This window comes from Marinomonas spartinae, from assembly GCF_900089775.1.
In the GTDB taxonomy this organism is placed as follows: Bacteria; Pseudomonadota; Gammaproteobacteria; order Pseudomonadales; family Marinomonadaceae; genus Marinomonas; species Marinomonas spartinae.
In genome coordinates, this window is record NZ_FLOB01000002.1 from 642350 (window position 1) to 654997 (window position 12648).

A 12648-nucleotide genomic window follows, 5' to 3' on the forward strand; every position below is an offset into this window, starting at 1 on the left:
ACATGATTATTCGTAACTTAATCAAGATGTCATTTCGCAGTGGTGGCGACCTTTTAATGACAGACGGCGGTATCCCAGTTGAATTCATGGGGGATGTATATGAGCCTGATTTGTATCTTGCCACAGACGGTATTGGTGATGTGGAGGAAACTCTTGAAATAACAACAGGTGATTTTCAGGTTACGTTAAACATAGCTTCTGAATACGACCCTGTTCTTCTGGCGTTTTACGATGATGATTATCTAAATCAAACCATTACCTATTACCGCCAATATATTTGGGACGATGGCTCAGAAGAGTTTGATAAGCTATTTGAAGGTCGGATGATTGAATATGAAGCGACCGATGCGGAAGACGGCTACACAATAGAAGTCACATCAAGCGCCAATATTATTCATTGGCAACAAGTGCGCGGCCGTTCTACAAACTCAGATTCCCAACACCAATTCTACCCCGATGATAGAGGCTTGGATTATGCCGGTACAGAAATCAGCGATATTAAATGGGGTAAATAATGGGCTTTTTTAGCAAGATTTTTAAAAGTGTTCGCAAGATAGTAGATCCAATTGTTAACGTTGTGGATGATGCTATCGATTGGGTTGGAGGGTTATTAAAACCAGAGGTGCCAGGTACTGATCCAGCAGACAGTGCGGCCTCAGGCTTAACCGTTAACAAAAGCTCATCTTCTGCAAACATCCCTGTTATTTATGGTCGCAGAAAAGTTGGGGGCACTCGCGTGTTTCTGAATACGACAGGACCAAAAAATAAATACCTCAACTCAGTTTTAGTTCAATGTGTGGGCCCCGTTCATAGCTCAAGCTCCGTTACTGTGTCTGATAAAGCTGAAAGCGAATACGGAGCCTTGCTTCGGCATACATTTCATCATGGTTATCCATCGCAAGCCGCTGATGCGAACTTGGTTTCGGAATTAAGTGAATGGACATCGAATCATCGCTTGCAAGGGCTTGCTTATGAAGCGGTGCAATATACCTATGATCAAGACAAGTACAGCGGCCTGCCTGTCTTTAAATCCATTATAGAAGGCGCTCTGTTATATGACCCACGCACAGGCAGTACAGGTTATTCGGATAATTTTGCGTTAGTGGTTTTGGATTATTTTCGTTCAGCTGAATATGGCGTCGGCATGTCTGATACTTTGATTGATTTTGAATCGTTCAAAACATCAGCGACACTTGCCGATGTCAGCTACCCAAGCAATTCAAATAGCTCAATAATGGTAAAACGGTTTTCTTGTAACGCCGCTATCGACACATCCAAAACGCCATTTGACAATATTAAGCAGTTAGTGTCCGAGAGTCGCGCTTTTCTCACGCAAACTGCGGGCGTTTGGCGCTATGTGATTCAAAATGATGCGAACCCAAACCATACGATTACTTATGACGATATAATAGGAGATATCTCAAAAAGTCCTAATGGTGCACGAGATAAATATAATCGCGTCACCATCACCTATGTCGACCCCGACAAACAATGGGAAACAAACGAAGCAACTTACCCAATCAATGACGCTGAATATCAGGGTTATTTAGCAGAGGATAATTGGGAAGAGTCTCATGCTGATATTACTGTTGAGTCGTGCACGAATCGATATCAAGCACTAGACATTGCGCGCCAAGCGCTATTAGAAAGCCGCAAAGGTGGTGTTATATCGTTTAATGGCCAGCCATGGACGATTAAGGTTCGCTGTGGTGACTTGTTAGTCATGGATATGCCTGGTCTTAACGATGGCATTTTGTGGCGAGTAGCAACGCGAACCCTTGATGCCGATGGCTCGGTTTCATTTGCTTGTGCAATGTATGACCCTTCTATCTTTCCTTGGATTGATATTCCAGATCAGCAAGTTGTAACTAAGCCAACGATTGCGGATGCCAGTGTATTACCGCCGCCTGAAACATTGTCTTACTTGTCTAATAACTGGAATGAGGGGACTGTAGGGGCCTTAACATGGCCTCAATCAAACAGCGCATTTGTCCACGATTATTTAATCGAGATTTATCGCGCATCAGATAGCATTCAAGTGTTGACTACGACGCTGTCCAGCTCAAATGATTGGGCCGACGACTACATACCAATCTTGAATTTGCCTTATCTTGCAGCTGGTAATTACTATGCGACCGTTCGAGCTCGTAATGCTCTCACTAGATCGAGCGCAACAACAGCCACTTTTTCTGTCAATGTGCCTGTTGTTGATCGTGTTACTGGGCTGGCTGTCGTTGGTGAGTTTGATAGCTCTCTAACGCTAAAATGGTCTGCATTAGTGTCGCCTGCTTTAAGGCATTATCAGGTTGAAATTTATAATGTTCAAAGTGGACATGCTTTAGCAAGTATTAATACGGTAACTGAAACCACAACCATTAGTTTTGAATTATTTAAATCAATGGGGTTTCCTCGTTCGTTTGAAGTGCGAGTGAGTGGCGTGAATGTTGCTGGCGTTGTTGGTGAGTCTGCAGCATTGGCCGTGTCTAAGCCAGCACCAATCGCTCCCGCTATACAGGCTTGGGCCTCTGTTAACGATATAAAATTGACATTGTCAGCACCTTCAAATGCAAAGGGCGCGGTTGTTTGGCTTGCTAATGTGGCCCCAGTGCCAAAAAATGATGCAAACCAGCGTTACAAAGGCGAGAGCCTTTCTATCACGTTAGATGGCTTGGCAGCGTTAACAGAATACAAAATTGCCATTGCCTCTTACGACGCCTTTGGCCTTGGTGAGTCAAGCGCTCACACTGTTACGACGTTAAACGATGCAGTTTCTGATGCTATTAATCAGTTAAAAGAACGTGATTTATCACTGTCTGATGACATTGAACAAGTCGCGAAAGCGGCAGCTGAGCGAGTGCAAAAGCAGCAATTTGAAACGGATGATGTTGCTGAGCAGTTGTTTAAATCGGCTGCTCGTGCAGCTGAAATGCAACGCTATCAACTCAGTCAGAACGATGAGTACTATCGCATCCTGAATGCCGTTGTTGAAATCGATCCGTCAAACGGGACCATCATAAATCGCGCTTATCAATACACGAACGATCGCTTTAGCGAAGCTAAGTTGTTGATTGATGGTGTTGATGCATCTATCGCGTTGCAAGCTTCTCGCATTGATACAACAAACGACCGCTTGACCGACGCTGAATCTGAGCTATCAGTACAAGCGGGGCTGATCAATCAGCGGGCAACGTTCACGCAGCTAACAGAAACCGTGGCGGGGGCTATTGCCGCCATTCAACCGGCTTACGTCACCACGTTTAACACTGGTTTAGATGGCTGGGTCGCGCAAAGTGGCACGGCAGTTTACAACGCTGGTGCATGGGTTGATTTAACGCTGGGCGATATCGCCGCGACAATGGATTACAGCGGCGCAGATAACCATGTTATTCAGTTATCAATTGCGCGAGAAAGTGGGGCAGTGTGGGCAGGTAAAGTCCAATATAAAACCGCTTCGCACGACTACTCGTCCGATTATGAAATGGACATTCCTGAAATATTGGACGATGGCCAGCTGTACACAGTGACTGTTGATTTTGGTGATGTAGAGGATTACACAGCAAGCAATATCACTGGATTGCGCATTATCTTGGGTGAAACCACGGATGATATGTATCAGCTCCACAGTTTGCAGGCAGGCAAACGCACTGCCGCACAAGCAGCAATTGAAGGGCTCCAAGGTCGTGTTAGCTCAGCAGAGCAAAATATTGATGCAGTCAGCGGCCAATTGTCTAACTATGTGACCACCACGTTTTATGAGCAAAATACTCTAACTCAAAACGATGTTCAGCAGACTTTAGATAGTTGGAACGCTCAGTACAGCGTCATTGCGAAGCTTACGGAGCTTGACGAAAACGGCACGGTCACCAAGGCCAATTCAGCAGAGCAATGGATTGACGGTGCTGAAGCATTGATTTCGCAAATCGCACAATCGACAACACAGCAAGAGTATGGAGCTCGAGTAAGTGCAGTTGAGCAAACGCTCGATGCACAGGCGGGGTCTATCTCTCAGCAAATTGTTAGCACCCATCAATCTCAAGTCGATAATGATGATCTTTCTGAAAATGCGTTTCTTGAAGCCGCTAATGCCGCAGCCTCAGAGCGTGAGCAACTCAAGCAAAATGACACGATTGCGCTCGCTCGCAGTGAGACAAAAGCGGTGGCCAATGAAACCACGGCACTGGCTCAAACAGTCGATGAGTTAGAAGTGGTGGTTGATGAAAATAAAGCTGAGTTTAGCGATTACCGCCGCGCTGCAATAGGCTATTGTGTTGATTCCAGCGGCAATCCAACAAGTCACGAGACCGCCGCGTCTTGCGAGTTGGCAGGTAATACATGGAGAGGTAATTCGTCTATTGCCGAAGCGTTGCGAAACGTCAAAGTAACTGGCACCAATGCCGATGGGGAAACCGTCGAAATATCAGCAGGGAATATGTATCAAACGATACTCGAAGCAGATGGTCGCGGCGCCGCAACAGCGGCTTTGCTCGCTGTTTACGGGGATCAGCTGGCAGGTGTTTTTGCTAATGCGGGCGTCGACGGTAGCTCTCTTGAATTCATTGCAAATCAGATGAAGTTCAAGACTCAGAACGGCACAAAAACGCCGTTTCGCATCGAGGGGGATCAGGTCTATGCAAATGAATTGATTGTCGATGGTGCCAGCATCAAAGATGCGACGATCACATCAGAAAAAGTTGTCAACTCTGCTATCACTAATGCCCAGATAGCCAATGCGGCTATTACGTCTGCAAAAATTGCGAACGGGCAAATAACAAATGCTCACATAGCTAATGCAGCTATTACGTCAGCAAAAATAGGTGATGGACAAATAACAAATGCTCATATCGCTAATGCTGCTATTACGTCAGCAAAAATAGGTGATGGACAAATCACGAATGCAAAAATAGGCGATGTGATTCAGTCCGCCAACTATTCGCCAGGTGTGTCCGGCTGGCGGATTTTGAAGAATGGATCAGCTGAGTTTAACGGCGTTGTTGTGTCGCGTGAAATGACCGTGGCAAGCGGCACATTTTCGTTGGGGAGAGTTCAAGGCGGTGATGGCACGATAAAATATGATGCCATTCTTGATACAGGGTATCCGGCAAACGCATGGAGCGGCAGCAAATTTTATACGGGTGTTGCCGTAGGTTTTGTCAATACTGGTGTTCAATCAAATACTCCCTCAACTTCAGCGTGGGGAGTGTCCGCAGAAGTTATCCCATTAACTCGTTTCTACAGCCAAGCGACCATTAATCTAAGAATTAGAGTATATGGTGCGTACAACGTGACGTTGGATCCATGCAATATCAGCTGGCGCCTTCTTAGAGTTACTTAATCAAATTTGGAGTTTAAAATGGCTAATTGGTTATATTTGCCGTCTATTTCTGTCGCTTTCGGGGACGTTACCGTCTCCGTCGGCGGCAGTGTTGACTTATCTGGTGTCAAATCTGGCTGGGCGTTAATAGTAAATGGAGCCCCCACTGAAATCGCCAGCGGTACATCTATTGATGGCAGTGGTAATAGTACACTTTCGCTTGCGAAACCATGGAGTATGGCGACAGTAACTAATCAGCCTGCCGCTGTGCAGCCTACTGGCGCGCCATTTTTAGAGGGGATTGCAGCGCTTCGTGAGACAAATGAATTTGCAGCAAAAACGCATCAAGTTCTTGAGGAAATGGTCACCCAAGATAAGGATGTAGCGATCACCGACGCATCCGGCACGACACATACGTTTGCGTCACTCGTAAAGCTTGATCGTGAAATAGCAGAACAGCGATCAAGCCTTGAAAATGATTATGCCGAAAAAACCGAATCACTAACAATTTCGGCAACTATGGGCTACCGCAATGCGGTGGAGCGAATCAGCGGCGGCAAACGCACACTAATTACCGACGCTTTTTCAAATCTTGAAGAGATGTGCGTCATCGGTCGCAGAAATTACGAAGATCTCGATTTGCCCGAGCTGAATCTCGGGACAGGCATCATGACTGCATTTCTGACGAATGGTGCACCTCGATCTGAGGTGTTTATCAGCCCCTATCAAAGCACCAGTGTGGACGGAAAATTGGCGGGCGTAGGCGGTCAGTATCCGACGGGTTCGCTAAATTTTGACCAGATGAAAGCTATGTACAAAGCCAAGGGTGCTGGCTGGCACATGATCAGTATGCACGAATGGGAGTTGTTGCGTTTGATTTCACTCAAATTCAACCCCGAGATTACTGGCAATACATATTACGGCCGCTCTCACGCTCGTCGATATGAAAGCGCAACGCGCCAAGACGGCAAAGCGCCTGGCGACACGTCGAGTTACGGCTATACGAGAGCTGGCGCAGGGCCAAGCTCATGGTCGCACGACGGCACGGATTACGGCGTCTTCGATTTGGTCGGCAATAAGTGGGAGTGGGTTGATCAGTTCAAATTGCTTGAAGGCGAGATTATTTGCACATCTGACAATCAGCCTGAACTAGACGAATCCCTCTGGACTCGCCAGGGGATTTATTACGATAACGCAACGGGCGTGCCAAAGCTGAGCACCGCTGTTACATCTAGATCAGATGGCAGTCAGTACTCGTACAGCGCGCTAAATAGCAATGTAACAAAAGACGCAAGTTATACGGGTAACGAGCTAATGCGTCGCCTTGGCGTTGAGCACGCCGCCCCCAGTTCGGAGGGTGGCATCTGGGTGCGCAATGTGGGCGAACGATTCCCGATTCGCGGTGGCAGCTCGGGCTACGCAGGTGCTGCGGGGCCGTCGGCTCTCAGCGTCACTGATCCTCGTTCGAACGTGAGCTCGTCTATCGTGTCTCGCTCAGCTTATTTTGCTTAGCTGCTTGCTGTTCTTCTGATCTCCCCGCGATAGCGGGGTTTTGCTTGGGTTTAAAATGCAAACGAACTTAATGATAGAGTCAAAATTTAACGATGCTATGGCGTACGCGCACAACGCCATCAAAAATTTTCCGCGATACGAAAAATACACGCTGGGTGTGGAGATTAGTAAAACGATGTGGGAAATAAAAAGACACATGATCGCCGCTAGATTTTTACATCATAAAAAGACCGCACTACGCAATCTCGATCACGAAATGAAGTTGCACATGGAGCAGGTCCGGTTTGCTAAAAAAACTCATGCGATAAACGCGCGACGTTACGAAATATGGTGCAAGATGCTGATAGAAATAGGTAAAATGATCGGCGGTTGGATTAAGTCTCAACCGCAGGCGGCGTCATTATGAATAGATTCCCGATTCGCGGTGGCAACTCGAACAACGCAGGTGATGCGGGGCCGTCGGCTCTCAACGTCAATAATCCTCGTTCGAACGTGAACTCGAATATCGTGTCTCGCTCAGCTCTTGATATCGCCAGAATCGATGCACTCATGGGTGCGTCGAGTGTGCATTTTGAAAAGGATGATGTCGCCCCAGCTATTGCTGAAACACAAACAGAACAGGCGGGTGCGCCCGCTTTGTTCGATCAAATCTATCAATTCGACAACCTTATAAGTGCGGCTTATTCGTGCCGTAAAAACAAATCAAAAGCCCCGTCCTGTTTGCGCTACTTCGATAATCTCGAAGAAAACATCATCCAAATGCAAAATGAGCTCATCTGGAAAACATACAAAACAGATCGATACCGTCACTTTTGGGTGTTTGAGCCGAAACGACGAAAAATATCTGCCCCAAGCTTTCGTGATCGCGTTTTTCAGCGTGCAATTTACAACATCATCATGCCCATTATCGATAGGCGATTTATTGACGACAGTTACGCATGTCGCAAAAACAAAGGCACTCATGCTGGAGTCGATCGAGCTCAGCAATTCGTCAGGCAAGTCGAGCAGCAACACGGTGTGGCATACGCACTGAAAGCCGATGTCAGCAAATACTTTTCTAGCATCCGGCACGATACGCTAAAGCGGTTATTGCGCCATCACATTCAGTGCGAGCAAACGCTGGAACTGATTGATTATGTGATCGATTCCGGCCCCTGCGAGTCTCCAGGCGTTGGGATATTGCCAGGCAGTATATTGAATCAAATTGCTGCGAACGTGTATTTGCACGAGCTAGACCGTTATGCAAAGCACACGCTTAGAGCGCAGAGATATATGCGCTACATCGATGACTTTATCGTTGTGCATCATAATAAAGAGTATTTGCATCTAGCGTTGCGGAAAATCGAAATGTTTTTAGAGCGACAACTCGCACTGACGCTCAACAACAAAACCCAGATATTTCCTGTCTCCAAGCAAAACGGTCGTAGCTTGGATTACCTCGGTTACCATATTTACTCGCACACCAAGCGCCTTCGAAAAAGCAGCGTCAAGCGCATCAAGACAAAAATACGCAAGCATGCAAAAGGCAAAATCACCGACGATGATATGCGTAAAATGGCAGCATCATGGCATGGCCACGCCAAGCACGCAGACAGCGACGGACTAATTAAATCACTCAACACACTCGCGGAGTCACTAAAAAATGAATGAATTTACGTATATCTACGACGGCCAGACTCACACAGACGCCACGCCAGAATTTATGGCAAAACTTGGCATTAACGAAGAAACACAAGAAAGCATTATTCGACAGCAAGCGTTTGAAACAGAGCAAGCAGCAGCGCAGCGAATGAAAAACCGTGAAATGGCATATAAAAGCGAAAGCGACCCGCTATTTCTAGAAGCCCTACGAAAATCCGCAGCAGGCGACGAAGAGGGGGCAGAAGTCGCTCGGACTCTTGGGCTCCGAGCTGTTGAGCAGATACAGGCTAAATACCCGATTTAGAAATCAATATAAGCCGCGAAAGCGTTTTTTTTGTACCATAAAAATTCATATCGGAGTGGCGATATATTGCACTTTGCTCGAATGATTCTTATCTAAGCATAATGTAAGTTACTGATTTTGTTATTGATGTACAGGTCTAGAATAAAGGATAAAACACACCTGTTTTTCTTTTTAAATCATCGCTTTACTGTCAAAGCGAAGCAACTTTGACATGGTAGAGGTCAGCAGTTCGAATCTGCTTAGTCCTACCAAAATTTATACTTACTCTTCAGTAAGTTACGAAAGCCGAACCCAGTGTTCGGCTTTTTTGTATCTGAATTGGGACCAAAAAGGGACCAGATTGATACCACTTTGATCCTAACTTTGTATTTTTACTGCTTTTTAGTGACCTTTACCCTTTAAGCTAGTCTAATTTTTTGCGTTCTTAATCTTTTAATATTTGTAATACTTTGAATTGATTTGCAAGTTTCTCAATAAATCCATCTACGTGTTGAACTCCCCAATTTCGTGCTACAAAGTAGCCTTCGTTGTTGAAGATAATTTCTGGCTGTTTTTTATAGCGGTACTTAGAATATTTTTTTTCATTGTCTGTTATTTCATCTAAAGTTTTAAGCAACTGAAAACTACAGGACTTATCAGCTCTTAAAAATTCGAAAGCAGCTTGATCAAGCAGGCCGTATTCGTTTAATGCCGTAACAGCTATGTAACCTAGATCAGATTTTTTAAACCCTTCTTCATTGTAGTGGCATAGTTAATTTGGCCAGTCTGCGGCAGGGGCAGCAATTGATCACTTGGTAATGATGCATCCTTCTTCGGCCGAAGCGCAGCAGTTAGCAAAGGAAGCCAAACTTCCTTTGAGTGTATGGCTGTCTAATCGTGCTAAATCAAACATTCATAATTTGAGTGAAGCGATCAATCTAGCCAAGGGAGTTCACGTTGTCCCTGAGTTTTTGGGTAATAGGGCGCCTTTTGCTGATCCAAAAGCCAGAGCAATCATGGCGGGGTTAAATATGGATAAATCTATTGATAGCCTAGTAACACTTTATATCGCTGGTATTTGCGGACTTGCTTATGGGTTGCGACAAATTATCGAAGCTCAGGCAGAACAAGGGTTGACCATCTCAAGGGTTATTATAAGTGGCGGTGCTGGACAAGATCCATTGGTGCGTCAGCTCATTTCTGACGCAACTGGTAAAGAGGTTATTGCGCCAAGCTCGGATGAACCCGTCATGCTTGGAACCGCTATGCTAGCCGCGGTTGCTGCTGGCAGATATTCCAACTTAGAAAGTGCGATGAAAGCCATGTCTTCTTTTGGGAAAAAGTATGTACCGGCCGAGACTGATATCTGCAAACAGCATGATGCTCGATTCTTAGCGTTTTGTAGACTTCAATCTGTTGCTAGGGAGTTGTAACCGTGACATTCGATACTGAAATAGCAATGGCATCTGAACTTAGAAAGCTCAAGTTAATTATCTTTGATTGCGATGGCGTGTTAGTGGACAGTGAAAATTTGTCTATTGTGGCTTTGCATGATGTGATTCTTAAACAAGGTGGAATACTGAGTGAAGAAGAGGTAATTCAACAATTCCAAGGTCGCAGTATGAAATCGGCACGGGATGAATTGTTCGCCAAACAAGGCGTAATGCTATCGCAGGAATCGTTGGATGAAATGAACAAACAGTTGTTTACGTGTTTTAAAGAAGAGCTACAGCCCGTTAAAGGTGTAAGGAGCTTCATTGAATCACTCGATTTGCCTGTTTGCGTTGCTTCATCCTCTCATCCAGAACGAATTGATGTGAGTCTAACCGCTACAAAGCTTAAGTCGTATTTTGCTGGCAATATTTTCTCTTCCACTATGGTTCAAAATGGCAAACCAGCACCGGATTTGTTTTTATTGGCAGCAAAAAATATGTCTGTTCCTGCGGACTGTGCTCTAGTTATTGAAGACAGTCCGGCTGGTGTCGAAGCCGCTCGACGTGCCGGGATGCTTTGTATAGGCCTGACTGCTGGCTCTCATGCAAAGCATCCAAATCACAAACAACGACTTATTGAGGCTGGAGCCCATTGGGTTGTAAGTAGCTATGAAGAGGTTGCTGAAGTTGTTGAGAAGCTATCAGAGGTCAACTAACCTAAGAGTAATGGACTTATCAGACTTTGCTATACGTTATTAAACTCGAAAATCCTCATGAAGTCTCTGCCAATGCTCTCTTAGGTGCTGTTTGTGCTCTTCATTCATGGGTAGGTTTTTTAAAGCCTCAGGCCAAAGGCTTCTGGCTTTTTCCATTACATTGTCCAGATGCGGTTTGATTGCTCGCCATGGAATATCTGATTTAGTTGCCCAATGTTCAAAGTGTTTATATGAGACATCATACCAAGCCTTCGTCTTTGCAAGGTTAAGGGCAAAGTGTTGTTCGTTTTGAATATACACACTGGTGGTAACTATGTCGTAAGCCGGGGAAAGTCTGGGAGTTACTTGATCTGAATACAGTAAGCTCCAGTTTTTCAAATGGGCGTCGCCGTTTGCTAATAGGATGTTGGCGAGTAAACGACGGGCAAGTTGTTGGGCGTCATTTAGACCATCACCAGAAAACTGATACAGGATTTTTGCTATTTGTTCGTAGTTGCCTGAATTGTATTTTTCATGTGGGTACTTCACAAGAACTTGAGCAAAGTCTTCCATGTGAATACGTTGGTCGTCACGCCGATCAAACCGTTTTATGGCGAAAGCTAATTTTTCATCCGGAAGGTTGATTTGAGGAAGGTTGTCTAATTGGTCTATCTCGACCAATTTTATTTCAGGAATATCCACGCCAATGAGAGAAGCGAGAGTCATGGCAGTAAACTCATTGGCGGGCACTTCTTTGTGTTTAGTGGAGGGTGTTTTCACAATCCAATCGCCAAGCACATTGTCTTTCGACAAATTATATCGACCGTCTTTTTCCGTCATGGAAAACTTCATTTGAACACCAGCCAAGGAAAACTTGTTCTCTTGGCTTAGTTTGTCGAATTTAACCGCTTTTAGTTGGCCATGAGATGAGAATAAATGTAGAGGAACATCTTCAGGCTCCATCGGTTCAGCGACTAATGCGCCCGGTAAATCCATGCCCAGATAAGACAAAATATGAAACTCATTATCAACATGGGTTTTGAGTCCTTGAGCGATCAGCTCTCGCAAAGAACCTTCAGGCAATAGATTAGACAAAATAGGGTGCAAGCGTTGGTTGGTCGCCCATGGCTCTGATAGCATTTTATCAGCACGCGGAAAATTTTGATGGGTGGTTAAGCTAAAAGTGGGGCGCGCTATATTAGATTGAAAGCTTTCAGCAAAATGAAGAATATTACGTCCATTTTTTGCCCCTGCCAAATACCCCACTAGATGGCCATGAAATGTCAACTTAAGAACACTAATTTCCGTTGTCATCTTCGTCCCCATCTTCTAGTAATCCTTTCCATAGATCATCCGATAGTTTTTTTTGTTCGTCAGCATGAGTTGGCTGTTTGTGCGGTAAAGATGTGTTGTTACCATCACTTTCAAGAACCGCTAAAACAGCATTCAACTTTTCTTTTGGAATCAGCATGATATCGCTGTTTAGGCCCTTGGCAATCAGTTCAAGCGTATCGAGTCTTGGGTTGCCTTTTGCTTCAAGTCGTTGATATTGCTGTCTAGAAATACCAATACGCATAGGCATGTCATTCTGCTTGAGTTTTAGTGCTAAACGACGATTTTTGATTTGCTGTAGTAGATTCATCATAAGGAAACTAATAAGTTGCTTTTTAATTTATAGAAACATATTAGTTGCTATTTCGATGTAAGGCAACTTAAGTGTTTCTTTTTTCGATATCTGAAAGTGCGGAAATATAAGGAAGTATTTTTTTAGTC

At 44.9% G+C, this 12648-nt stretch carries 9 protein-coding genes and 1 pseudogene; 8 read left to right on the forward strand and 2 right to left on the reverse strand.

Translation table 11 applies throughout. From position 1 onward, the window contains the following. Nucleotides 1–2: 2 nt before the first annotated feature. From MSP8886_RS07155 to MSP8886_RS07195, 8 genes and pseudogenes are all read left to right on the forward strand, one after another. Nucleotides 3–515: a hypothetical protein gene (locus MSP8886_RS07155; RefSeq protein ID WP_067014139.1), complete on the forward strand. Its 513-nt coding sequence runs from the start codon at nucleotides 3–5 to the stop codon at nucleotides 513–515. Then, entirely contained in the window at nucleotides 515–5332 is a 4818-nt protein-coding gene (locus MSP8886_RS07160) for a phage tail tip fiber protein (RefSeq protein ID WP_067014141.1), read from the forward strand. The genes MSP8886_RS07155 and MSP8886_RS07160 overlap by 1 nt, the downstream gene beginning before the upstream one ends. An 18-nt stretch (nucleotides 5333–5350) precedes the next feature. Further along, the gene (locus tag MSP8886_RS07165; RefSeq protein WP_067014143.1) at nucleotides 5351–6823 is read left to right on the forward strand and encodes a hypothetical protein; all 1473 of its coding nucleotides are present in this window, start codon (nucleotides 5351–5353) and stop codon (nucleotides 6821–6823) included. 55 nt (nucleotides 6824–6878) lie between these two features. Beyond that, nucleotides 6879–7229, forward strand: coding sequence for a diversity-generating retroelement protein Avd (gene avd / locus MSP8886_RS07170; protein WP_067014145.1), 351 nt, complete (start codon nucleotides 6879–6881; stop codon nucleotides 7227–7229). Beyond that, nucleotides 7226–8473, forward strand: coding sequence for a reverse transcriptase/maturase family protein (locus tag MSP8886_RS07175; RefSeq protein ID WP_067014147.1), 1248 nt, complete (start codon nucleotides 7226–7228; stop codon nucleotides 8471–8473). Before avd ends, MSP8886_RS07175 begins: the two co-directional genes overlap by 4 nt. Beyond that, the gene (locus MSP8886_RS07180) at nucleotides 8466–8768 is read left to right on the forward strand and encodes a hypothetical protein (RefSeq protein WP_067014149.1); all 303 of its coding nucleotides are present in this window, start codon (nucleotides 8466–8468) and stop codon (nucleotides 8766–8768) included. Before MSP8886_RS07175 ends, MSP8886_RS07180 begins: the two co-directional genes overlap by 8 nt. Nucleotides 8769–9538: 770 nt before the next feature. After that, nucleotides 9539–10180, forward strand: a pseudogene (locus MSP8886_RS07190) (FGGY-family carbohydrate kinase); the annotation flags it as partial. A gap of 2 nt (nucleotides 10181–10182) precedes the next feature. Then, the gene (locus MSP8886_RS07195; protein ID WP_083200852.1) at nucleotides 10183–10896 is read left to right on the forward strand and encodes an HAD family hydrolase; all 714 of its coding nucleotides are present in this window, start codon (nucleotides 10183–10185) and stop codon (nucleotides 10894–10896) included. Between the two features lie 39 nt (nucleotides 10897–10935). Here the strand turns inward: MSP8886_RS07195 and MSP8886_RS07200 are convergent, their stop codons facing one another. Further along, nucleotides 10936–12189, reverse strand: coding sequence for a type II toxin-antitoxin system HipA family toxin (locus MSP8886_RS07200; RefSeq protein ID WP_067014155.1), 1254 nt, complete (start codon nucleotides 12187–12189; stop codon nucleotides 10936–10938). Next, complete coding sequence (locus MSP8886_RS07205; protein WP_067014157.1) at nucleotides 12173–12520, reverse strand: helix-turn-helix transcriptional regulator; 348 nt, start codon at nucleotides 12518–12520, stop codon at nucleotides 12173–12175. The genes MSP8886_RS07200 and MSP8886_RS07205 overlap by 17 nt, the downstream gene beginning before the upstream one ends. Nucleotides 12521–12648: the final 128 nt, after the last annotated feature.